The organism is Pseudomonas sp. CGJS7, assembly GCF_036961695.1.
In genome coordinates this window covers 1-23,349 of the sequence record NZ_JBAMDI010000155.1, presented here as the reverse complement: position 1 = coordinate 23,349, position 23,349 = coordinate 1, and the positions used below count along the sequence as shown (strand labels likewise).

The window sequence follows — 23,349 nt, the reverse complement described above, 5'->3', positions numbered from 1 at the left end:
TGGCTTCCGCGCTCCCCGCCGATCGATGCAACCGGTCAGCGGGGCCGCGCATTATGCAGATGCGCATGGGGTTCGGGAAGGGGTCGGCGCAAGAAAATTCAAAAACATTTTCGGCTTGACGATCGACGGGCGCTGACCGATGGTCGCGCCATCCGCCGCGCTATAAGGACTTAGGCCATGTTCAAGCGTTTCGTGCTGTCGCTCACATGCGCCGCGGCGCTGGCGGGCTGTGCCGGGGACTCCTCGCAGAGCTGGGTCGAGATCGGCAGTCAGCGCTACCAAGTGGAGATCGCCAAGACCCGGGAAGAACGCCAGCGCGGAATGATGTTCCGCGATGAGATGGCCCTCGACCACGGCATGGTGTTCTTGCACGAGACCGAAGCGCCGCAGGCGTACTGGATGAAGAACACCCGGATTCCGCTGGACATCCTGTACTTCGATGCGCAGCGGCGGCTGGTGACCCAGCAACGCGACGTGCCGCCGTGCTCGGCGGGGGACAGCTGCCCGCCCTATCCGAGCGAGGCGCCGGCCAAGTACGTGCTGGAGCTCAATGCCGGCCAGGCGGCCAAGCTGAAGCTGGAAAACGGCGACGAACTGAAGTTCGGGCCCGGAATCGACTGAATCGGCCGGGCCGGCCGAGCGAACAGCGGCCCGCGCGGGGCCGCGGCGCGGCGAAACCCGCGCCGGCAGGGGATCAGACTTCCATCATCTCGAAATCGTCCTTGGTCACGCCGCAATCCGGGCAGGTCCAGGTATCGGGCACGTCGGCCCAGCGCGTGCCCGGCGCCAGGCCTTCTTCCGGCAAGCCCAGCGCCTCGTCGTAGATGAAGCCGCACACGACGCACATCCAGGTGCGGTAGGCGGTGGTCGCGGCGATCTCGGACATAAGCGGATAATGCGGGAATTGCGGGACGCGCATTGTCCCATCCCGCCCTCCCCGACGGAAGCCGCAGTATGAATCCACCTTGGCCGCGCCGCGGCCTGTACGCGATCACGCCCGATGAGCCGGACACCGCAAAACTCTCGACCCGGGTCGAGACTGTGCTGGAGGCCGGCGCGGCTTGGTTGCAATACCGCAACAAGACCGCCAGCCCCTCGCTGCGGCGCGAGCAAGCGCTGGCGCTGCAACCGCTGTGCCGGCGCTACCGCGTGCCGTTGATCGTCAACGACGACTGGCGCCTGGCCGCGCAGATCGGCGCCGACGGCGCGCATCTGGGCGAAGACGACGGCGAACTCGCCGCGGCCCGCGCGGCGTTGGGCGATGCGGCGATTCTCGGCGCGTCCTGCTACGACGATATCGAACTCGCCCGCGCCGCCGCGGCGCGCGGCGCCAGCTATGTCGCATTCGGCGCGTTCTTCGTTTCGCCGACCAAACCCAATGCGCGCCGCGCGGATCCGCGCCTGCTGCAGCAAGCCGCGCCGCTGAATCTGCCGCGAGTGGCGATCGGCGGCATCACCCCGGACAATGCGCGCATCCTCACCGCCGCCGGCGCCGATCTGCTCGCGGTGATCAGCAGCGTATTCGACGCGGCCGATCCCGCCGCCGCGGTGCGCGCCTACCTTTCCTGTTTCGACAGCAAGCCCGAAGAAGAAACCCATGAATAACTCTCGTTCCCACGAGCTTTTCACCCGCGCCAGCGAACTGCTGCCCGGCGGCGTCAATTCGCCGGTGCGCGCGTTCAAGTCGGTCGGCGGCGAGCCGTTCTTCGCCGAACGCGCCCAGGGCGCGTATCTGTTCGACGTCGACGGCAACCGCTACATCGATTACGTCGGCTCGTGGGGCCCGATGATCGCCGGCCACGCGCATCCGCAAGTGTTGGCCGCGGTCGAGCGCACCATGCGCAACGGCTTGAGTTTCGGCGTGCCCAATGCGCTGGAAGTGACGATGGCCGAAGCCATCACCTCGATCGTGCCTAGCTGCGAGATGGTGCGCATGGTCAATTCCGGCACCGAGGCGACCTTGTCGGCGATCCGGGTGGCGCGCGGCGCGACCGGGCGCAGCCGTATCGTCAAGTTCGAAGGCTGCTACCACGGCCACGGCGACAGTTTCCTGGTCAAGGCCGGCAGCGGCGCGCTGACCTTGGGCCTGCCGAATTCGCCGGGCGTGCCGTCGGCGCTGGCCGATCTGACCCTCACCCTGCCCTACAACGACTTCGACGCGGCGACCGAATTATTCGACGAAGTCGGCGGCGAAATCGCCGGTTTGATCCTGGAACCCATCGTCGGCAACGCCAACTGCATCCTGCCCAAGGACGGTTATCTGCAGCACCTGCGCGAGTTGTGCACGCGCCACGGCGCGCTGCTGATCTTCGATGAGGTGATGACCGGATTCCGGGTCGCGCTCGGCGGCGCGCAGCAGCGCTACGGCATCGTTCCGGACTTGAGCACCTTCGGCAAGATCATCGGCGGCGGCATGCCGGTGGGCGCGTACGGCGGCCGTCGCGACCTGATGAGCCAGGTCGCGCCAAGCGGCCCGATCTATCAGGCGGGCACGCTCAGCGGCAACCCGGTGGCGATGGCGGCCGGTCTGGCGACGCTGGAACTGATCCAGGCGCCGGGTTTCCACCAGGCGCTGGAACGCAGCACCCATGCGCTGTGCGACGGGCTGGAAGCCGCCGCGCGCGAGGCCGGCGTCGCCTTCCATACCACCCGCGCGCCGGGCATGTTCGGCCTGTATTTCCGCGAAGGGCCGGTACAGAGCTTCGCCGATGCGATGGCTTCGGATACCCAGCGCTTCAACCGTTTCTTCCACGGCATGCTCGAGCGCGGCGTGTATCTGGCGCCGTCGGCGTTCGAGGCCGGGTTCGTGTCGAGCGCGCATGGCGAGGAAGAAATCGCCCGCACTGTCGATGCCGCGCGGGCCGCTTTCGCCGCGCTGTAAGTCGTCCGATCAGCGGCGCAGCAACGAAAAGGCCGGCGAATTCGCCGGCCTTTTCGTTATTTGCGAGGAACGATCAGAACGAGAACGTCGCGCTCAGACCGATGTTGCGACGCGCGCCGAACCAGCAATCGCCGCGGCTCATGCAGATGCTGAAGTAACGCTTGTCGGTGAGGTTGTTGACGTTTAGCGCCCAGCGCCAGGCGCCGGTGTCGAAAGACACCATCGCATCGGCCAGGGTCACCGCCTGCGTTCTCGGCGCCGGCAGGCTGTCGAACGCGCTCATGTAGCGCACGCCCAGGCCGGCGGCGAAGCCGTCGCGGCCGGCGAGGCTGAAGCGCTGCTTGCCCCAGACCGCGGCCTGGTGCTGCGGGGTGTTCTCCAACTGCCGGTCGTTTTCCAGGTAGTTGTAGTGCGCGGTGATGTCGAAGCTGGAGGTCAGCTTGCCGGTGAACTCCAGTTCCAGGCCCTTGGTCTTGGTCTTGCCGATCTGGATGTTGACGTTCGGATTGCTCGGGTCGGCGGCCAGACGGTTTTCTTCGCGCAGTTCGTAGGTCGCGGCGGTGAAGCTCAGATCGCGCCCGGCCGGTTCGAACTTGACGCCGGCTTCGATCTGCTCGCCCCGCTGCGGCGTGTAACGCGCGCCGGTCAGGGCGTTGGTGCCGGCCACCGGGCTGAAGGATTCGCTGTAGCTCACGTACGGCGACCAGCCGGCCCAGTCGTGGAACATCACGCCCAGGCGCTTGGTGGTGGCGTTGGATTTTTCGTCGGCGGCGCCGACCAGGCCGCTCTTGGCGCGGTCGTGGCGCAGGCCGGCGACGACGATCCAGTGCTCGCCGATGTGCATCTGGTCTTGCAGATACAGGCCGATCTGACGCTGGCTGGTCTGGGTCGCCGGGCCGAACGCCGGCGGCGTGTGCGGCAGATACACCGGGTTGTACATGTCGATCGCCGGCATCGTGCCGCCGAGATCCTCGGCCAGCTCGAACAACTGCTTTTCGTCTTGCTTGAACCGCACCGCATCCACGCCCAGCAGCATCTGATGCGAGACCGCGCCGGTCTTGAAGTGGCCTTCCACGTGCTGATCGATGTTCTGCATCCGCGCCTTGGTGTCGGCGTACCAGCCTTCGCGGCGGATCACTCGCTGCTGCGGGTCGACGAAGGGATTGGCCGGATCGGCGTAGGGATTGCCGTAGGCGCTGGCGTAGTCGACCTTGTTGCGGGCGGCGCGGAAGGACTGGCGCACGGTCCAGTTTTCGTTGAAGCGGTGTTCGAACAACCAGCCCGCGGTGGTGCGGTCGGTGTCGTAGCGGTCGCCGGGGTTGCCGATGTAGCGATGCGAAGGCACACGCCCGTTCGGGTTCGGCGCGGCCAGGCCGCTCCAGCCAAAGAATTGCGAGGTCGAGCCGGTGCGGTCTTGCTGCCAGCGCAGTTGCAGGGTCAGCGAGGTGTCTTCGCTCGGCTTCCAGGTCAACGACGGCGCGATCAGGCGGCGGTCGTCGTCGACGTGATCGACCTGGGTTTCGCTGTCGCGGTACACGCCGACGATGCGGTACAGCCAGGTGCCGTCGGCGGTCAGCGGACCGGTGAAGTCGGCATTGACCTGGCGGCGGTCGAAGCTGCCGAGTTGCACGCCGATTTCGCGCTGGGCCTGCGCCTGCGGGCGCTTGCTGACCAGATTGACCACGCCGGCGGTGCTGCCCTGTCCGAACAGCATCGAGGACGGGCCGCGCAGCACTTCGATCCGCTCGAGCATGTAGGGGTCGGTGCGCGCGGAGCTGGTGTAGTAATTGAACGAGCTGCGCAGGCCGTCGAGGTATTCCTGCGGCGAGCTGCCGCGGATCAGGGTCCAGTCGCCGCGCGAATCCAGGCCGTAAGCGTCCGAACGCACGCCGGCGGCGTAACCCAGCGCTTCCTGCACGCTCAAGGCGCCTTGGTCGACCATGCGCTCGCGGGTGACCACGGTGATCGCCTGCGGGGTTTCCCCGATCGGCGTGTCGGTCTTGGTCGCGGTGGTCGCGTTGTCGGCCTTGTAGCCGATAGTCTGGCCCTGGACGACGATGTGATCCAGGGTGGTGGCCTGCGGGTCGGGCGTAGCGGCGCCGGCTTCGGCGAGGTCGGCCGCCTGGACGGGCGCGCTGAGCGAAAAAGCGATGGCCAGGGCCAAGGGCGCCGGGATGAGGCGGCTGCGGGACATGCGGGGGGACTCCGGAGAATTACGGCAAACGAGAATTATTATCGTTTGAACGAAATCCTCACGTAAAGCCCTAATCGCGCCGTTGATCGCCCCGATAGCGCCTGTCGTGGCTCGTGCAGCGCTCGATTTGCCCGATGGCCATGCCGCGCGGCTTACAAACGCGAGGCGATCCGCGCGGCCAGCCGATCCAGATGCGCACGCTCGCCCGCGACCGGAAGACCGTCGCGGTACAGCCGCAGGATGCCGTCGCCCTCGCGCCGCGGTTGCACGTGCAGATGCACGTGCGGGACTTCCTGGCCGCCGGCTTCGCCGTTGGATTGCCACAGGTTGAGCCCCGCCGGCCGCGCGTCGGCCGCCAAGGCCTTGGCCACGCGCACCGCGACCGTCATCAGATGCGCGGCGGTGGGTTCATCGAGCTCGTAGATATCCGGCACGTGGCGCAGCGGCACCACCAGCACATGCCCGTCGACGGCCTGGCGCAGGTCCATGAAGGCGGCCGCGCGATCGTCGCGATAAACGAAACTCGCCGGCATGCGGCCGGCGAGGATTTCGCAGAAAACGCAGTCGGTCATCGCCGAAGCCCGATCAGCGACCGAGGAACTTCAACAGCGCCGCGCGCAGACGCGCCAGCCCGTCGGCGATATCGGCATCGCCGATATTGAGCGCGGGCACCAAGCGCAGCACGTCCGGGCCGGCTTGCAGCAACAGCAGGCCTTCCTCGACGCAGCGGTCGAGGATTTCGCCGGCCTTGCCGGCGTGTTCGTCGCGCAGTTGCGCGCCGATCATCAGGCCGCGGCCACGCACTTCGGCGAACAGGCCGAGCTCGGCGTCGAGCGCGGCCAGGCCGTCGCGAATCGCCTGGGCCTGACGCTCGACATTGGCCAGCAACTGCGGCGAACGCAATTCGCGCAACGCCGCGCCGGCCACCGCCGCGCCGAGCGGATTGCCGCCGAAGGTGGTGCCGTGCGCGCCGAACTGCATCGCCTGCGCGGCCGAGGGCGCCACCAGCATCGCGCCGATCGGGAAGCCGCTGCCCAAGGCCTTGGCCAGCGTCACCACGTCGGGCTTGACCGCGTACGCGTGGCAAGCGAACAACTGGCCGCTGCGGCCCATGCCGCATTGGATTTCGTCCAGGATCAGCAGCGCGCCATGGCGGTCGCACAGCGCGCGCAGGCCGCGCAGGAACTCCGGATCGGCCGGGGTCACCCCGCCCTCGCCCTGCACCGGCTCGACCAGCACCGCGCACACCGCGCCGTCGGCCATCGCCGCTTCCGCCGCGGCCAGATCGTTGAAGTCGCTGTAGCGGAAACCCGGCGGCAGCGGTTCGAAGCCTTCGTGGTACTTGGGCTGCGCGGTGGCGGTGACCGCGGCCAGGGTGCGGCCGTGGAAGCTGCCGCGGAAGCTCAGGATCGCCCGGCGCTCGGGCTCGCGGCCCTGCGCGGTGGCCCATTTGCGCGCCAGCTTGATCGCCGCTTCGTTGGCCTCGGCGCCGGAGTTGCACAGAAACACGCGTTCGGCGAAGCCGGAGGCCTCGACCAGTTGCTCGGCCAGACGCAGCGGCGGTTCGCTGACGAACACGTTGCTGGTATGCCACAGCTTGCCGGCCTGCGCGGTCAGCGCGGCGATCAGGGCCGGATGCGCGTGGCCGAGCGCGTTGACCGCGATGCCGGCGCCGAAATCGACGTATTCGCGGCCGTCGACGTCCCAGATGCGCGAGCCCTGGCCGTGATCGAGCACGATCCGGCGCGGGCGGTAGACGGGCAGGTAGTAGCGCTCGGACAGGGCGTACAGCGAAGCGGTATCCATGGGGGCGTCGATACGGGAAAGGGAACGGAACCGCTATTGTCGCCGATCGCCCCGGCGCGTGCAGGGCGGCGCGCACGCGGCGATGCCCGCCGACGTCACGCCGCCTAGCCGCCCAGCGGGCAGAATCGTGCTCGACCCGGGCACCGCCCAACGGAGCGAAGCATGCGTCTGCTGTTGGACCCGCAACTCAATCCCGCGACCGAAACCGGCTGGCGCCGGCGCTGGTTCGACATCATCCACCGCCACGACACCCCGCCCTCGCGCAATTTCGATCTGCTGCTGATCGGGCTGATCCTGGCCAGCGTGCTGGTGATCATGTTCGACAGCGTGCCGCGGATTCACGCGCGCTGGTCGGGCTGGCTGTATGGGCTGGAATGGCTGTTCACCGTGCTTTTCAGCATCGAGTACGGGCTGCGCCTGGCGGTGGTGCGGCGGCCGTGGCGCTATGCGTTGAGCACTTGGGGCCTGATCGATCTGCTGTCGATCCTGCCGACGTATTTGTCGCTGTTGCTGCCGGGCAGCCAGAGCCTGCTGGTGGTGCGGATCCTGCGCATCCTGCGGCTGTTCCGGATTCTCAAGCTGACCCAGTACGTCGAGGAAGGCGGCGTGCTGGTCGGCGCCTTGTGGCGCAGCCGGCGCAAGATCTTCGTGTTCATTTGCGCGGTGCTGACGGTGGTGGTGATCTTCGGCGCGCTGATGTACGTGGTCGAAGGCCCGGAGCACGGCTTCACCAGCATTCCCACCGGCATGTACTGGGCGATCGTGACCATGGCCACGGTCGGTTTCGGCGACATCGCCCCGGCCACGACCGCGGGGCGCTTCATCACCTCGGTGCTGATCCTGATCGGCTACAGCGTGATCGCAGTACCGACCGGCATCTACACCGCCGAGCTGGCCAGCAGCCTGCGCGAGGCCAGCCACGAGCGCGGCCATCTGGACCGCCGCGGTTGTCCGCAGTGCGGCCTGGAAGGGCACGACCCCGACGCCCAGTTCTGCCGCAATTGCGGGCATCATCTGCCCACGCCAATGGGCTAAGCGACCGCGCCCAGCGAACCATCGAGCGCGACCGCGGCCGCCGGGCCGCCGTCGCGCAGGCGAACACGCACGCCGATCCAGGTCGCTCACGACGAGGGAAACGCCATGAGTTCACGTTGTCGCCGCATCGCCGCGCCGCTGTCGCTCGCCCTGTTGTCCGCTTCGTTGATCGCGGCGCTGAGCCCCGCGCTGGCTGCGCCGCCTAAGATCGTCATCACCGAAGTCCAGGCCTTCGACGCCGCTTCAGTGCCGGCTTACGGCGGCGATTACGCCGACGTCTACGCGCATCTGGAAAAAAACCGCGCGGCCGATCTGGCCCAGTTGCAGCGCTGGGTGCGTCAGCCTTCGATCAGCGCGCAGAACAAGGGCATCGCGCAGATGGCCGAGTTGCTGCGCAAGGATCTGGACGCACTGGGCTTCCGCGATACCGCGCTGGTGCCGACCTCCGGCCATCCCGGCGTGTACGGCTATTACGATGCCGGCGCGGCGCATACCTTGGTCGTGTACATGATGTACGACGTGCAGCCGATCGAGCCGACCGGTTGGAAGGTCGATGCCTTCGCAGGTTCCCTGGTCGATGAACCCAAGCTCGGCAAGGTGTTGATGGCGCGCGGCGCGACCAACCAGAAGGGCCCGCAGCGCGCGTTTCTCAATGCGCTGGACGCGGTGATCAAGACCCGCGGAAAACCACCGGTGAATCTGATCGTGGTGGCCGAGGGCGAAGAGGAACTCGGCTCGCCGCATTATCCGGAAGTGATCGCCAAGTATCAGGAACAACTGCGCAAGGCCGACGGCGTGTTCTTCCCGATGAACACCCAGGACCGCGACGGGCAGGCGTCGATGTTCCTCGGGGTCAAGGGCATTTTGTACATGGAGTTGGAAGCCAAGGGCAACGCCGCCACCGGCGGGCCGCAGCGCAGCGAAGTGCATGGCTCGCTCGCGGCCAAACTAGACTCGCCGAGTTGGCGGCTGGTGCAGGCCTTGGCGACGCTGACCACGCCCGATGGCGAAATCGCCGTGCCTGGTTATCGCGATGCGATCCGCGCGCCGAATGTCGAAGAGCAGCGTTTGTTCAACGGCATCCTGCGCGGTCGCGAGGCCGACGCGGCCAAGCAACTCGAAAGCCTGGGCGCGGCGCGCTGGAAGAACGGTCGCGATTATCGCGACGCCACCGCGGCGGAGTTGTTCGACACTACCTTGAATATCGACGGGCTGGTCGGCGGCTACACCGGCGAAGGGGTCAAGACCATCCTGCCGCACAAGGCGGTGGCCAAGGTCGACTCGCGCTTGGTGCCCGATCAAACTCCGGATCAGGCGATGGCCTTGATCCGCAAGCAGCTCGATGCCAAGGGCTTTGAGGACATCGAAGTGCGCAAGCTGTCGGGCTATCCGCCGGCGCAAACCTCGGTGGAGGCGCCGTTGACCCGCGCTGCGCTCAGCGTGTATCGCAAATACGGCCTGACCCCGACGGTGGCGCCGCGGATCGGCGGCAGCGCGCCGTATTACGTGTTCACTCAGACCCTGGGATTGCCGATGATTTCCGGCGGACTCGGTCACGGCAGCGGCGCGCATGCGCCGAACGAGTACATGGTGGTCGAGCCGGCGGCGGGTTCCAAGGTCGCTGGATTGGTGCAGGTCGAGCGGTTCTATGTCGATCTGCTGTACTCGCTTGCCGATGGGCTCAAGCAGACCGGCAAGTGAATCGGTAGCACCCCGAACGCGATAACGCCGCCGGCGATTCGAGACGACAACGTTCTGATCGACCCGCCGGCGGCCGTGGGATTCACTCTATTCGGCGTCCGTGCCCGCCCGGTCGCCGAATCGGCCGGTCTTTCGGCCCCAACCCCACTATTCAGCCACCGCGCCAACGCCTCCGTCGGCGCGCTTTGCGACTTTTTGCCCGCTGCGCGGGCCGCGGAAAAATTTCATGCCGACGGTTTTTCGCCGCAAAGCCGCGCCGTAGCGACGCCGCGGAATTACATGCCCGCCGGTCCATTGACGCGGCTGGAAAAGCAGTGAAGTAATCGCCGCGACGCTGCTTTGCACGCACAACGCCGCACAGGCGATCGGTGAACACAACGGTCGATTCCGACCGCGGGGCACCGTTTGCCCGATGCCGGCCACGCGTCGCCCGAACCCCGCATACGGAGAACGATCATGCGAAATCGCGCTTTCTCGCTCATGCTATTGCTGGCGCTGCAATCCAGCGCTTTGTTCGCGCAAACCAAGACCCTGGTTCCGTTGGGCGGCAACGCCTTCATCACCCGCCCGGCCGGGGCTCAGGAAGAGTTGGTCGACGATACCGGCCTGCATAACTGGACCTCGAACAAAGCCATCGCCAGCGTTTACTTCTACGCCAAGCGCCCCGGTAAGCTCGAGCTTTCGCTGGTGGGCGCGTTGAACGGCGCGACCCGCAGCACCGTGGAGGTGTCCATCGCCGGCCAGCGCCGGCTCGCCTCGCTGTCGGGCAGCGCGACGTCTTCGTTCCACGTCGGCACGTTCAACATCGCCCGTCCCGGATACGTCAAGGTCGATCTGCGCGGCGTCAGCAGCGACGGCGATTACTACGGCGACATCTCCGGTCTGGAGGTCGGCGGCAGCGCGGTGGACGCCGGGTTGGTGTTCGCCAACGATCCGGCCAACTTCTATTGGTCGCGGCGCGGGCCTTCCGGGCATCTGGGCTTCGCGGTGCCGGACAACACCGAGTATTTCTATAACGAAGTCACCGTGCCGCGCGGCTTCGATCCGATCGGTTCGTACTTCATGGCCAACGGCTTCGGCCAGGGCTACTTCGGCATTCAAGTCAATTCGGCCAGCGAACGGCGGGTGCTGTTCTCGGTGTGGGATTCGCCCGCCGGCAAGACCACGTTGTTGAAGAAGGGCGCGGACGTGATCGCGCAGGACTTCGGCGGCGAAGGCACCGGCGGCCAAAGCTTCCTGCGTTACGGCTGGAAGCCCGGGCACACCTATCGCTTCATCACCCGGGCGCGTCCGGATGGACAGGGCAATACCTTGTTCTCGGCCTGGTTCGGTACTCCGTGCTTGCTCGGTTATGGCGACTGTCAGTGGAAGTTCATCGCTACCTGGAAGTACGAGGGCGTGTCGACGTATCAGAAGGGCGTGTATTCCTTTATCGAGTCGTTCAACCCGGATCTGGGTTATCTCGATCGCATGGCCCTGTACGGCAATCAGTGGGCGATCGGCAGCAATGGGGCGTGGTCGGAAGTGAAGTCGGCGCGGTTTACCGTCGATGCGACCGCGAGCAACCGGCAGCGGCTGGACATCACCGGTGGGGCGATTGCGCCGGCGTTTTATCTGCGCAATACCGGGTTCTTCGATCATTCGGCTACGCCGGGTACTTCGTTCACTCGCAGCCGGTCGTGGTTCAAGCCGCGGGTGGATTTGGGGGCGTTGCCGGAAGAGTGAGTGGGGTTTGGCGGGCGCTTGGGTTGTTGCGAACAAGGCTCGCTGGACAATGGCTCTGCTCGAATTTGCCGGAGCAAGATCAAAATGGATTCCGGCTTTCGCCGGAATGACGGGGGAAGGGGAAGTGGCGCGGTTTATTGGTTCAGCAAACAGGCGCCGAAAAAAAAGAGCCCCGCATTGCGGGGCTCTTTTGTCAGGCTTGGGTTCCAACTGGAAGCGGATCAGCCCAAGAACAGATCCGGCAGCAAGGGCTTGCTCGGATCGACGGCGTACTTGGCGAAGTCGGTGACGCCGGCTTCGCTCAGCACTTCTTCGTCGATCAGGAATTTTCCGTAGAAACCCGCGGCCGGGCGGATCAGCACTTCGCGCACGGCGTCGGCGACGATCTCGGGCTTGCGGCAGCGGTCTACCGGGACGCCGGGGATCAGGTTGAGGGCGTCGGTGGCGATGATGGTCTTCGGCCAGAGGGCGTTTACCGCAACTCCGGTTGGACCGAATTCTCCCGCCAATCCCAAAGTGACGAAGCTCATGCCCATCTTGGCCAGGGTGTAGCCGGTGTGCGGCGCCCACCACTTCACGTCCAGGCTCGGCGGCGGCGCCAGGGTCAGGATGTGCGGGTTGGCGGCTTGCTTCAAATACGGCAGACAGGCCTGCGCGCACAGGAAGCTGCCGCGCGCGTTGACCTGCTGCATCAGATCGAAGCGCTTCATCGGCGTGTCCAGCACGCCGCGCAACCAGATCGCGCTGGCGTTGTTGATCAGGATGTCGATGCCGCCGAAGGTGTCGACGACCGCGGCGACCGCGGCGTTGACTTCGTCTTCTTCGCGGATATCGCACTTGAGCGCCAGCGCGCGGCCGCCGGCGGCTTCGACTTCGGCGGCGACGCTGTGGATGGTGCCCGGCAGCTTGGGATTGGCGACCGAGGACTTGGCGGCGATGGCGATGTTGGCGCCATCGCGCGCGGCGCGCAGCGCGATCTCGCGGCCGATGCCGCGCGAGGCGCCGGTGATGAAGAGGGTTTTGCCTTGTAAGGACATGAGTCAGGACCGGCAGGGAGGAATAGGGAATCGGTCGAACAACCGTCGCCCCATCCTAATCCCAATGCCCACCCCAAGCCGAGCGCACCGCCGCACCGCTTCTACAGTTCCCTGTTCCCCATTCCCCCACCCCCGCCCTCAAGGCTTCGGCCCCTGCCCCTCATTGTCTTCCCAATGCAGGATCCGCCGGGTCACGAAGCGGTACACCGGTTTGCCGGTGGCGAACCAGATTTCGCGCACCCAGGAATGGCGCTTGAGCACGCGTCGTTCCACCGGCGTCAGCGATTGCCCGCAGTAGGTGCGTTTGTGCTTGAGCAGGTGGCGCAAATCCTCGCGCGCCAGCAGCCGCATCCAGCGCGAACGCGGATCGCCGCGCACGGCGAGCTGGAAATCGATGATCGCCGGGGTGCCGTCGCTCAGCACCAGCCAGTTGGCTTCCTTGGCCAGGTCGTTATGGGCCAGGCCGCGCCGATGCAGGCGTTGCAGCAGGCGCCGGGCCTGGCGGAAATAGGCCAGATCGCCGCGCGGCGGGCGCTGGTACATCGCCGCGCCTTCCATGTAACTGCGATCGAGCCGGCGCCCGTCCCAACGCAGCAACTGCGGGGTCGCGTCCAGGCCGTCGACTTTCTCCAGGGCCCGGGCCTCGCGCCGCGCCAGCCACCACGCCGGCAGACGCAGCCACCACGGCACGTGACGCAGATCGCGCCGCACGAATAGGCCGTGGCCGTCGCGCATCAGCGCGATGCGGCCGAAACTGTCGGCCTTCAACGCGGCCACTTCGATTACTTCGGGGGACATGCGCACAAGTGTACTGCCGCGATGGGATCGGGACCCGGCCCGGGCGGCCGCGGGAACTATCGCCTGCGTGCGGGGCTCTGGGAAACGGCCTGCGACGCGCGGATCGCCGCGCCGGGCGGCTACCGATCCTCGATTCCCTGTCCAGTCCCGCCCCACCCGACCAGTCACCCTCGCCACAGAATGCCCCGCCTATAATCGACCGATGGACTCAACCTGGCTAGAAAGCGCGACCGCATGGATCGCGGCCAATCCGATCGCGGCCGGGATCGTGATCTTCCTGATCGCGTTCTGCGACGCACTGATCATCCTCGGCATCGTGGTTCCGGCGCTGCCGCTGCTGTTCGCGGTCGGCACGCTGGTCGGCCTTGGCCATATCAACGGGCCGTACGCCTTGATCTGCTCGACCCTGGGCGCCTTCGCCGGCGACGGTCTGAGCTATTACATCGGCCACCGCTGGGGGCCGCAGTTGCGTCAGCGCTGGCCGTTCTCGCGCTATCCGCAATGGATCGACCGCGGCGAGAGCCTGTTCCACCGCCACGGCGTCAAGAGCATCTTCATCGCCCGCTTCGTCGGCGCGGTGCGTCCATTCGTGCCGGCGATCGCCGGCATGCTGCGGATGCCGATGCGCCGCTACGCCCTGCCCAGCCTGATCGCCTGCCTGGGCTGGTCGGCCTTGTTCCTGGCGCCCGGCTGGGTGCTGGGCGCGTCCTACGATGCGGTCGCGGCGGTCGCCGACCGGCTCGCGGTGGTGCTCGGCGGGCTGTTGATCGCGGTGGCGCTGGTGTGGGCGATCGTGCTCTACACCTGGCGCTGGTTCGCCACCCATGCCGACAACCTGCTGGCGCGCGCGTTGCGCTGGACCCGCGCGCATCCGCGCCTGGGCCGTTACGCCGCGGCGCTGATCGATCCCAACCGGCCCGAATCGGCGTCGCTGGTGATGCTGGCGGTGTGTCTGCTGGCGATCAGCTGGATCTGGTTCACCCTGCTCGCGACCCTGCTCGCCAGCGGCGGGCCCTTGCAGATCGATCACACCGTCCACGAATTCATGTGGACCTTGCGCAATCCGCTGGCCGACCGGCTGATGGCCGCGCTGGCCTGCCTGGGCGACTGGCAGGTGCTGGCGCCGGCATCGATCGCGGTGTTGGGCTATCTGGCTTGGCGCCGGCGTTGGATGGCCGCGGCGCATTGGGTCGGCGCGATCGTGTTCGGTCTGGTGCTGACCTCGGTGCTGGAAGCGGCGATCGATATGCCGCGTCCGCCGACCGCGCCGGCCGGTTTCGGTTTCCCCTCGGTCGCGGTCACCATGACCACGATCGTGTTCGGTTTCTTCGCGGTGCTGATCGCGCGCGAGCTGCCCGGACGGCAGCGGGTGTGGCCGTATCTGTTGGCCGGCGTGGTCACCACCCTGGTCGGCTTCTCGCGCTTGTACCTGGGCGCGCATTGGCCCAGCGATCTGGTCGGCGGCACCTTGTTCGGCATCTTCTGGCTGCTGGTGCTGGGCATCGCCTATCGCCGCCATGTCGCGCGTTCGTTCTGGATGCGGCCGCTGGCGTGGCTGTTCTACACCGTGTTCGTCGCCGCCGCGCTGTGGCATGCGCCGCGCTCGGCCGATGCGCTGTTGGCCAAGTTCGCATCGAGCACGCCGACCAGCGTGATGGACGCGGCGCAGTGGTGGAAATCCGACTGGACGCTGCTGCCCGCGCAACGCAACGAAAGCGATGTGCGCCGGCGCTGGCCGCTGGACATCCAGGTCGCCGGCCCGCTGCCGCCGCTGCGCGCGACTCTGGAAGCGGCCGGCTGGCGGGTGCAGGAACAAGCCGACTGGCTCGCCACCATCGCCCTGCTCGACGACGACACCCCGCCGCGCGAGCAAGTGGTGCTGCCGGCGACGCTGGACGCGCAGGCCGAATCGCTGCTGATGCTGCGCGACGGCCCCAATCCCAACGTGCAGTACGCGCTGCGGCTGTGGCCGGCGCCGTCGGTGTTGTCCGACGGTACGCCGCTATGGATCGGCACCACCCAGACCTTGCGTCTCAACCAACCCTTCGGCGCGGCCGCGCTGTGGTTGCCGCAATCCGACGACGGGCAAGCGCACGCGCTGGTGCGGCGCGCGCTGACCGGGTTCGTGGTGGTCCAGCAGGCGCATCCGAAGAACGGCGTGGAAGTGATGCGCTTGCGTTCGCAGTACCGGTTGCCGGGCGAACCGGCCACCGCGCCGGCGCCGCCGCGGGATCAGGGCAGCAACGCCAGCAACTGATCCAGTCGCTGGTGCGGATCGTCGATCTGCAGCAGCATCTGGCGCTGCTGCAACGACAGCGGCAACAGCTCGGCCAGGCGCCAGCCGACCCAGGCGGCATCGTCCATCAGCGCATGCGGCGCCAGCGCGTGCTCGCCGCCGGCCTGCTCCAGCAGGCGCACCAGCAAGGTCGTCAACAGGGAATGCTCGGGGCGCACCGCGTTGTCGCGATCGTCCGGGCACCACTGCACTTCGGCGACCTGCAGGCCGTTGTCGCGGATGCGCACGCGGCTGACGTGAAAGCGGCGGGTGCCGCGCACGCGCAAGGTCAACAGACCGTCGTCGCCGTTGCCGAAATCCTCGATCGTCGCCTCGGTGCCGTAGGCCGCGGCCGTGGCCGGCGCGCCGGCTTCTTCGCCGTCGATGATCAGGCATACGCCGAAGCCGCGGCCTTGCCGGCCGCATTCGCGGACCAGATCCAGATAGCGGCGTTCGAACACGCGCAGGCCCAATGAGCCGCCGGGCATCAGCACGGTGTGCAGCGGGAACAGTCCCAGCGTTTCGGCGGCGGGGTCGGTGGGCATGGCGGCAGTGTATCCGCGATGCGCTTGGGTGGCGCAAGCGGGCGCTGTGGCGAAGGTCGAGTCTGCTCTGGCCCGTCGTTTCGGCGAAAGCCGGATCTGCTCTGGCTCGTCATTCCGGCGAAAGCCGGAATCCATTTTGACTTCGCGCTTTCCGCTCGACGTGTAGAGCAGAAGCAAGATCAAAATGGATTCCGGCTTTCGCCGGAATGACGGGCTGGCAGATCGGTCCGGGCTCGGTCGTGGGACAAGCTGCGGCTTTCGCCGACGCGATTTGGGCTCAGCGTAAAGAGCGGAAGCAAGATCAAAATGGGTTCCGGCTTTCGCCGGAATGACGGACCTGGGAATGACGGGCCTGGGAATGACGGACCTGGGTGGCTAATGACGGATTGGGGCTAACGACGGGCTCGGGGCCTATCGGAACTCAGCCGCGCAGCGCCGCGAAAAACCGCCGCGGCGCGCCATCGAATCCGCCGTTGGACATGAACACCACGTGGTCGCCCGCCCGCGCGCGCTCCAGCAAGGCCGCGATCAAGGCGTCGGCATCGGGCACGGCGACGCCTTCGCCGCGCAGACCCGCCACCACTTTGCCCGCGTCCCACGCCAGTTCCGGCCGGTGCAGGAACACCACTGCGTCGGCGGCGTCCAGCGACGGCGCCAAGGCGTCCGAGTGCGCGCCCAGGCGCATCGAGTTGCTGCGCGGCTCCATCGCCACCAGGATCCGCGCCGAGCCCACCCGCGCGCGTAAGCCGGCGAGCGTGGTCGCGATCGCGGTCGGGTGATGGGCGAAATCGTCGTACACGGTGATGCCGCCGGTTTCGCCGATCACCTCCAGGCGGCGCTTGACGCTGCGGAATTCTTTCAGCGACGACAACACGCCGGCGACATCGACGCCGACCGCATTGGCGGCGGCGATCGCGGCCAGCGCGTTCATCACGTTGTGGCGGCCGAGCAAGGGCCAGCGCACTTCGCCGAGTTCTTCGCCGCGATGGATCACCGCGAACGCGCTGCCGTCCGGTTCGATCAGGCGCGCGGTCCATTCGTAACCGGCCTTGCCGGTCAGGCCGAAGCGTTCGACCGGCGTCCAGCAGCCCATCGCCAGCACTTCGCTCAGGCGCTGGTCTTCGCCGTTGACGATCAAACGGCCGCGCCGCGGCACGGTGCGGACCAGGTGATGGAACTGGCGCTGGATCGCGGCCACGTCCGGGAAAATATCGGCGTGGTCGTATTCCAGGTTGTTGAGGATCGCCACCAGCGGCCGGTAGTGGACGAACTTGCTGCGCTTGTCGAAGAACGCGGTGTCGTATTCGTCGGCTTCGACCACGAATTCGCGGCCCTGGCCGATGCGCGCGGAGGTGCCGAAATCCTCGGCGACGCCGCCGATCAGGAAGCCCGGCTCGCGCCCGGCGGCCTGCAGCAACCAGGTCAGGATCGAGGTGGTGGTGGTCTTGCCGTGGGTGCCGGCGACGGCGAGCGTGTCGCGGCCCGGCAGCACTTGTTCGGACAGCCACTGCGCGCCGGAGGTGTATTTGCGGCCGTCGTCGAGGACTTGTTCGACCGCGGGGTTGCCGCGCGACAAGGCGTTGCCGACCACGATTTCGTCGCAATCGGCGGAAATGTGTTCGGGCTTGTAGCCCTGCTGCAGGGCGATGCCGAGTTGTTCGAGCTGGGTCGACATCGGCGGATACACCGCCTGATCGCTGCCTTCGACCTCATGCCCGAGTTCGCGCGCGAGCGCGGCGACGCCGCCCATGAAGGTGCCGGCAATACCCAAGATATGTAGCTTCAAGATCCGAAGTTCCAAAAGAAGTAGCGAATGCCCAACGAAGCGACTCCCGCTGGCACCAACTCCCCCTCTCCCGTTCACGGGAGAGGGATGGGGTGAGGGCACGCGAAACACGGCGGACGACCAAACCCACCTACCGCCCCGCCTTTGCCTTCAATACCGGGATCTATGATTCGAAACGATTACGGGTGCAAGGAATCTGACTGCCCTCACCCCAACCCTCTCCCGCCGTGCGGGAGAGGGAGCCGAACGCAAAGGCTCAACCCACCGTCGGCGCCGGTTCCAGCGCTTCGATGATGCGGGTGAACACCTCATCCAGCGAACCCACACCGTCCACCACGGTCAATCGACCATGCTGGCGGTAATACTCGATCACCGGCGCAGTAACATCGTCGTACACCTTCAGACGGATACGCACGGCTTCAGGACTGTCGTCCTTGCGGCCCTGCTCGGCGGCACGACCGGCGATGCGCTCGACTAGCAACTCGGTCGGCACTTCCAGCTGCACCGCGAAGTCCATCGGCTGGCCGATCCGCTTCAGCAGCACGTCCATCGCATCGGCCTGGGCCAGATTGCGCGGGTAACCGTCGAGAATGAAACCGCCGGCGGTGTCGGGCCGCGAGAAACGGTCTTCGAGCATGCCCAGCAGGATTTCGTCGCTGACCAGATTGCCCGAGTCCATCACCGCCTTGGCTTCCAGACCCAGCTTGGTGCCGGCGGCGACTTCGCCGCGCAACAGATCGCCGGTGGAAATGTGCGGCACCTGCAGATGCTCCTTGAGCCGCGTAGCTTGCGTGCCCTTGCCGGAACCGGGCGCGCCCAGTAGTACCAATCGCATCAACATCGCTCCTGAGACAAGTAAAACCGTGGAGCCCGCGCCAGGGCGCCGGGTCCGGCCCACCGGCCGCGCCTTGGGCTGGCCAGTACGCGGAGCGGCGCTACACTCGAAGCAGCCAACCATCCGCCGGGCGAAATATTGCGGTCAGCTTACCGCAAACCGGCGCCAATCCTGGAATTCCCATGCCGACCGCGAAACCCGCCAGAACCCCGTCCGGTAAAGTCGCCGGAAACCTGCTGTATGCGCAATCGGGCGGTGTGACCGCCGTCATCAACGCCACCGCCTCGGCGGTGATCGAGACCGCCCGGGCCCGCGGGGTCAAGGTGCTGGCGGCCCGCAACGGCATCCTCGGCGCCCTGCGCGAGGAGCTGATCGACACCTCCAAGGAGTCCGCCGCGGCGATCCGCGCGCTCGGCCACACCCCCGGCGGCGCGTTCGGCTCGTGCCGGGTCAAGCTGAAGTCGCTCGACGCCGACCGCGCCCGCTACGAGCGGCTGCTGGCGGTGCTCAAGGCCCACGACGTGCGCTGGTTCCTCTACAACGGCGGCAACGATTCGGCCGATACCGCGCTCAAGGTGTCGCAGCTGGCGGCCGAATTCGGCTACCCGCTGACCTGCATCGGCGTGCCCAAGACGGTCGACAACGACCTGGCGGTGACCGATTGCTGCCCCGGTTTCGGCTCGGCCGCCAAATACACCGCGGTCTCGGTGCGCGAGGCCGCGCTGGACGTGGCGGCGATGGCCGAGACCTCGACCAAGGTCTTCGTCTACGAGGCCATGGGCCGCCACGCCGGCTGGCTGGCCGCGGCCGCCGGCCTGGCCGGCGACGGCCCCGATGCCGCCCCGCACCTGATCCTGTTCCCGGAGCGCCCGTTCCAGGAGGCCGACTTCTTCGCCAAGGTCAAGGCCACGGTCGAACGGGTGGGCTATTGCGTGGTGGTCGCCAGCGAGGGCATCCAGACCGCCGACGGCCGTTTCGTCGCCGACGCCGGCGGCGGCAAGGATTCCTTCGGCCACACCCAGCTCGGCGGGGTCGCCTCGCATCTGGCCGGGCGGGTCAAGGACGCGCTGGGCTACAAGGTGCATTGGGCCCTGCCCGACTACCTGCAACGCTCGGCCCGGCATCTGGCGTCCAAGACCGACGTCGAACAGGCCCGCGCGGTCGGCAAGGCCGCGGTCGAGTTCGCGCTGAAGGGCATGAACTCGGTGATGCCGGTGATCGTGCGCAGCTCCGATGCGCCGTATCGCTGGAAGATCGAAGCCGCGCCGCTGAGCAAGGTGGCCAATCACGAGAAGAAGATGCCGGCCGGGTTCCTGCGCAAGGACGGTTACGGCATCACCGCGGCCGCGCGCAAGTACCTGGAACCGCTGATCCGCGGCGAAGCGCCGCCGCCGTACGGGCGCGATGGCCTGCCCCAGTACGTGGCGCTGAAGAACACCGCGGTGAAGCAGAAACTGCCGCCGTTCGAGGGCTGAGGCGCCGCCGTGTCCGCCGCCGCGCCGCTGCTGCCGGAATTGCGGCCCTGGATCGAAACGATCTGGGTCGAAGCGGCCGGCGCGGGCTCGGCCGCGGCGCGCGAGCATTCGTTGCCGAGCGGGTCGATGCATCTGGCGATCCGTCTGGATGGGCCGCCGCTGCGCTTGTATGCCGATGCCGACGATCGGGTCGGACGGGTTTATTCGCATGCGGTGGTTGGGGGGATGCGGGCTTCGTATTGCATCAAAGACACTTCGCTGCCGTCCTCTTCGGTTGGCGCGGTGCTGCAGCCGGGCGCTGCGCTGGCGCTGTTCGGCGTCTCGGCGGCGGAACTGGAAGGCGGCCACACCGATTTGCGCGCGCTGTGCGGCGCGAAGGCCGACGAATTGCAGGCGCGGCTTGCGGCCTGCGTTGATCCGCGTCGACGCCAGGCCGTGTTCGAACGTTTCCTGCGCGCGCAGTTGCGGCCGGTGCGCGGGCTGGATCCGCAGATCGTCGATGCCGTGCGCAGTCTGCAGCGCGCCGCGCCGATGCCCGCGCTCGCGCGCTTGGGTGCCGTCGTCGGCGAGAGCGATGAAGACGACGCGCGCATCGCCGCGCTGGCTCAAGCCAGCGGACGCAGCCATCGCCGCTTCATCGCCGGCTTCCGCGATCTCGCCGGCCTGACGCCCAAACGTTATGCGCGGGTGCTGCGCTTCAAGGGTTTGCTCGCGGCCTTGGCGGCGACGCCGCGGCCGGACTGGGCGCAGTTGGCACTGGATGCGGGGTATTTCGATCAATCGCATTTGATCCGCGAGTTCCGCGAATTCGCCGGGGTTTCGCCGCGGGCGTATGTAGCCGCGGCAGCGGCTTCGCCGCATCACTTGCCGATGCGCGAGACAGCGACGTCGGCTGCGTCGGAGCGACTGTAGGAGCGGCGTCCCACCGGCGACGCGAGCCGGCGGTAAATTTCGTCCAATACTTCGCGGCCCGATCGGGCGCACGCTGCGCCCACCTCATTCCAGGAATCCGTCATGGCCGTCCACGAACTGTTTTCCTACCTGTGCGTAGCCGACGCCCAGGCCGCGGTCGAGTTCTATTGCAAGGTGTTCGACGCCAGCGAGAAATTCCGTCTGGTCGAGCCCGGCGGCCGCATCGGCCATGTCGAACTCGACCTCGGCGGCACCACCTTGATGCTGTGCGAGGAATTTCCCGAGATCGACATCCGCCACCCGGCCGCCGGCGCCGGTCACAGCCACACCTTGCACCTGCACGTGGACGATGCCGACGACACCGTCGCGCGCGCGGTCGCCGCCGGCGCGCGCCTGGCGATGGCGCCGCGCGATCATTTCTATGGCGAACGCTCGGGCACGGTGATCGATCCGTTCGGCCATCGCTGGAACATCGGCCACAGCATCGAGGCGATCGAGCCGGAAGAAATGCAGCGCCGCTACGACCTCGACCCGGACTGCTCCGGGCATATTCCGGCGTCCGACTGAACGGGGCGGCGGCTTCGGCCGCGCCTGCGTTTGATGGCTTTTGTCTGCCCGACCAAGGGCGGCGGGACAGCGGGCCGGTCGGCGGCCGCCCGCCTCGCCCCCGCGGCGCGCCCCACAAGGCCGATACCGCCAGGCACCGCATCTGTGCGCGGCGTCGCCCATAACGCGGGGTCCAGGGCCGGAGAACCACCGAAAAACGTTGAATCGCCCACCCGATTGCGGCAATCTGCCGCCGCCGGCGTTCGTGCGGGATCAGGGCGCAGGGACGCAACGCTTCGTCATTACAGGGAGTCCTTCATGAAAGGCAAGTTTCTAGTTCCGTTGTTGCTGCTGGTTCCGTCCGTCTCGGCCTACGCCGGCCAGTGCGAGACCAACTTCACCAAGAAAGGCAACGTGCTCAGCGGCACCGAGTACTTCAGCTCGGTCCAGGTCAACGGCCTGTCGATCCCCGCCGCCATCGGCCAGATCCGCAACGCCGGCATCGGCCGCAACATGGTGGTGCTCGACGAGGATCTGAACGCCGGCACCCTGGTGCTGGAAGAGCCGTCCACCGCGATGAGCCGTCCGCTGCCGATGCACTTCACCGCCGACGCCGCCGGCACCGTGACCGCCTCGCTGAAGCTGCGCCGCGCCTCGGTCGGCCACACCGAAGAAATCAAGAAAGGCATGTGCGAGATGATCGGCTCGCTCAAGCCGGGCAAGACCGCGCCGCCGCGCTCGGCCGCGCCCAAGCCGCTGCCGACCGTGATCGGCGCGCCGCAGCTGGCCCGCGAAATCGAAGCCCAGGCCAAGGAAAACGCCGCGGTGGTCGCCGACCGCTACAAGGGCCGCATGTACACGGTCAAGGGCAGCAACGCCGGCGTCAGCGACGGCAAGAACGGCGCTTACTACGTCACCTTCCAGGCCAACACTTCGTTGATCCCGGGTCTGGCCGCGAGCGACCGTCAGCTGTTCGAAACCCGCGTGCGCTGCCTGTTGCAGCCGAATCAGAAGGCGTATGCGCTGACCTTGCGCGCCAACGACCGGATCACCCTGACCGGTATGTTCGATGAGTACAACCCGCACGACTTCGTGGTCGAGCTGAAGGATTGCGTCGGCCAGAAGTAAGCGGCCGGCAGTCCGAACAAACAGCAAAAGGGCCGCGAAAGCGGCCCTTTTGTTTGCATCGCATATCCGCGCCGCGCTCAGCCGCCGCAGGCTTTGCCTTCCAGCGTCATGGACGCGGCGAACATCGGAATCGCCGCGAGTTTGTTGGCCGCGGCCCTTTCCTTTTCGTCCTGCAGATACAGCCGCGACTTGCCCTGCGCGTCCAGCGTCGGCGGCGCGACCGCGGCCGGTTTGCGCCAGACCCGCACCACCGCCTGTTGCTGCGGACACGCGGCATTGGACACGCGCAGCAGATCGTTGAATTTCCACCCCGCCGCTTCCGACGGCTGGGCCTTGGCCGCATCGACGAAACGCGCACGCGGCTGGCAGTTGGGGCTGGTGCGCACCACCGCGAACTTGTACGGCTGCGCGGCGTCGCCGGTGAACATGCCTTCCAGGCGCGCGCAGGCTTCGGGAATCTGGCGCAGGGTGCGCACCGCGCCGACCGGCTGGCTGGGCACGGCGGCATCGCGTTTGATTTCCGGGGTCGGATCGGCGGCGTAGGCCGGCGCCGCGATCAACGCCGCCGCACACAGCAGGCCGGCGCTGAATTTGTGGATATCGATCGGGCGGATCGTGAATAGGACGGGGACGCAACGCATCGTCGGCTCCTGCTCGCAAGGCCGACGCA

Annotated in this window: 21 protein-coding genes; 11 read left to right on the top strand and 10 right to left on the bottom strand. The window is 67.2% G+C overall.

The window, feature by feature from the left end; all coding sequences use genetic code 11:
• Positions 1–177: 177 nt before the first annotated feature.
• A complete protein-coding gene (locus V7787_RS46480; protein WP_336094505.1) occupies positions 178–621 on the top strand; it encodes a DUF192 domain-containing protein in 444 nt (147 codons plus the stop codon).
• A gap of 73 nt (positions 622–694) precedes the next feature.
• On the opposite strand, the gene V7787_RS46475 is transcribed toward V7787_RS46480, so the two are convergent.
• Positions 695–886, bottom strand: coding sequence for a rubredoxin (locus V7787_RS46475; RefSeq protein WP_036115753.1), 192 nt, complete (start codon positions 884–886; stop codon positions 695–697).
• Positions 887–954: 68 nt separating this feature from the next.
• Between V7787_RS46475 and thiE the strand changes: the two genes are divergently transcribed.
• Both thiE and hemL read left to right on the top strand, forming a co-directional pair.
• Positions 955–1,605 carry a thiamine phosphate synthase gene (thiE, locus tag V7787_RS46470; RefSeq protein WP_336094503.1) on the top strand — a complete coding sequence of 217 codons (651 nt, stop codon included), beginning with the start codon at positions 955–957 and terminating at the stop codon, positions 1,603–1,605.
• On the top strand, positions 1,598–2,881 hold the full coding sequence (gene hemL / locus V7787_RS46465) for a glutamate-1-semialdehyde 2,1-aminomutase (protein ID WP_336094500.1): 1,284 nt from the start codon (positions 1,598–1,600) through the stop codon (positions 2,879–2,881). Before thiE ends, hemL begins: the two co-directional genes overlap by 8 nt.
• A gap of 73 nt (positions 2,882–2,954) precedes the next feature.
• Here the strand turns inward: hemL and V7787_RS46460 are convergent, their stop codons facing one another.
• From V7787_RS46460 to V7787_RS46450, 3 genes are all read right to left on the bottom strand, one after another.
• Positions 2,955–5,075 carry a TonB-dependent siderophore receptor gene (locus V7787_RS46460; RefSeq protein WP_336094498.1) on the bottom strand — a complete coding sequence of 707 codons (2,121 nt, stop codon included), beginning with the start codon at positions 5,073–5,075 and terminating at the stop codon, positions 2,955–2,957.
• Positions 5,076–5,227: 152 nt separating this feature from the next.
• Positions 5,228–5,647, bottom strand: coding sequence for an HIT family protein (locus V7787_RS46455; protein ID WP_336094496.1), 420 nt, complete (start codon positions 5,645–5,647; stop codon positions 5,228–5,230).
• 13 nt (positions 5,648–5,660) lie between these two features.
• On the bottom strand, positions 5,661–6,881 hold the full coding sequence (locus V7787_RS46450; protein ID WP_336094494.1) for an aspartate aminotransferase family protein: 1,221 nt from the start codon (positions 6,879–6,881) through the stop codon (positions 5,661–5,663).
• A gap of 162 nt (positions 6,882–7,043) precedes the next feature.
• Between V7787_RS46450 and V7787_RS46445 the strand changes: the two genes are divergently transcribed.
• The 3 genes from V7787_RS46445 to V7787_RS46435 all read left to right on the top strand — a co-directional run bounded on the left by V7787_RS46445 (position 7,044) and on the right by V7787_RS46435 (position 11,342).
• Positions 7,044–7,916: an ion transporter gene (locus tag V7787_RS46445; RefSeq protein ID WP_336094492.1), complete on the top strand. Its 873-nt coding sequence runs from the start codon at positions 7,044–7,046 to the stop codon at positions 7,914–7,916.
• Positions 7,917–8,021: 105 nt separating this feature from the next.
• A complete protein-coding gene (locus tag V7787_RS46440) occupies positions 8,022–9,617 on the top strand; it encodes a M20/M25/M40 family metallo-hydrolase (protein ID WP_336094490.1) in 1,596 nt (531 codons plus the stop codon).
• 456 nt (positions 9,618–10,073) lie between these two features.
• Positions 10,074–11,342, top strand: a complete 1,269-nt coding sequence (locus V7787_RS46435) for a DUF3472 domain-containing protein (RefSeq protein ID WP_336094489.1) — start codon at positions 10,074–10,076, stop codon at positions 11,340–11,342.
• Positions 11,343–11,563: 221 nt separating this feature from the next.
• On the opposite strand, the gene V7787_RS46430 is transcribed toward V7787_RS46435, so the two are convergent.
• On the bottom strand, positions 11,564–12,379 hold the full coding sequence (locus V7787_RS46430; protein WP_336094487.1) for an SDR family oxidoreductase: 816 nt from the start codon (positions 12,377–12,379) through the stop codon (positions 11,564–11,566).
• Between the two features lie 138 nt (positions 12,380–12,517).
• A complete protein-coding gene (locus V7787_RS46425) occupies positions 12,518–13,177 on the bottom strand; it encodes a hypothetical protein (RefSeq protein ID WP_336094485.1) in 660 nt (219 codons plus the stop codon).
• Between the two features lie 202 nt (positions 13,178–13,379).
• On the opposite strand from V7787_RS46425, the gene V7787_RS46420 reads away from it, so the two are divergent.
• The gene (locus V7787_RS46420) at positions 13,380–15,434 is read left to right on the top strand and encodes a bifunctional DedA family/phosphatase PAP2 family protein (RefSeq protein ID WP_336094484.1); all 2,055 of its coding nucleotides are present in this window, start codon (positions 13,380–13,382) and stop codon (positions 15,432–15,434) included.
• Here V7787_RS46420 and V7787_RS46415 read toward each other — a convergent pair.
• From V7787_RS46415 to V7787_RS46405, 3 genes are all read right to left on the bottom strand, one after another.
• Positions 15,410–15,997 carry an LON peptidase substrate-binding domain-containing protein gene (locus V7787_RS46415; protein WP_336094483.1) on the bottom strand — a complete coding sequence of 196 codons (588 nt, stop codon included), beginning with the start codon at positions 15,995–15,997 and terminating at the stop codon, positions 15,410–15,412. The genes V7787_RS46420 and V7787_RS46415 overlap by 25 nt on opposite strands.
• Before the next feature lie 421 nt (positions 15,998–16,418).
• Positions 16,419–17,783, bottom strand: coding sequence for a UDP-N-acetylmuramate:L-alanyl-gamma-D-glutamyl-meso-diaminopimelate ligase (gene mpl, locus V7787_RS46410; protein ID WP_336094482.1), 1,365 nt, complete (start codon positions 17,781–17,783; stop codon positions 16,419–16,421).
• 256 nt (positions 17,784–18,039) lie between these two features.
• Complete coding sequence (locus V7787_RS46405; RefSeq protein WP_336094481.1) at positions 18,040–18,618, bottom strand: adenylate kinase; 579 nt, start codon at positions 18,616–18,618, stop codon at positions 18,040–18,042.
• A 182-nt stretch (positions 18,619–18,800) separates the two neighbouring features.
• Here V7787_RS46405 and V7787_RS46400 point away from each other — a divergent pair, with 182 nt between their 5' ends.
• From V7787_RS46400 to V7787_RS46385, 4 genes are all read left to right on the top strand, one after another.
• Positions 18,801–20,093: a 6-phosphofructokinase gene (locus V7787_RS46400; RefSeq protein WP_336094479.1), complete on the top strand. Its 1,293-nt coding sequence runs from the start codon at positions 18,801–18,803 to the stop codon at positions 20,091–20,093.
• Positions 20,094–20,102: 9 nt separating this feature from the next.
• The gene (locus tag V7787_RS46395; RefSeq protein WP_336094478.1) at positions 20,103–21,005 is read left to right on the top strand and encodes a helix-turn-helix domain-containing protein; all 903 of its coding nucleotides are present in this window, start codon (positions 20,103–20,105) and stop codon (positions 21,003–21,005) included.
• A 102-nt stretch (positions 21,006–21,107) separates the two neighbouring features.
• Positions 21,108–21,572 carry a VOC family protein gene (locus V7787_RS46390; RefSeq protein ID WP_336094477.1) on the top strand — a complete coding sequence of 155 codons (465 nt, stop codon included), beginning with the start codon at positions 21,108–21,110 and terminating at the stop codon, positions 21,570–21,572.
• A gap of 297 nt (positions 21,573–21,869) precedes the next feature.
• Positions 21,870–22,679 carry a hypothetical protein gene (locus V7787_RS46385; RefSeq protein WP_336094476.1) on the top strand — a complete coding sequence of 270 codons (810 nt, stop codon included), beginning with the start codon at positions 21,870–21,872 and terminating at the stop codon, positions 22,677–22,679.
• A gap of 77 nt (positions 22,680–22,756) precedes the next feature.
• Here the strand turns inward: V7787_RS46385 and V7787_RS46380 are convergent, their stop codons facing one another.
• Positions 22,757–23,320, bottom strand: coding sequence for a hypothetical protein (locus V7787_RS46380; protein ID WP_336094475.1), 564 nt, complete (start codon positions 23,318–23,320; stop codon positions 22,757–22,759).
• Positions 23,321–23,349: the final 29 nt, after the last annotated feature.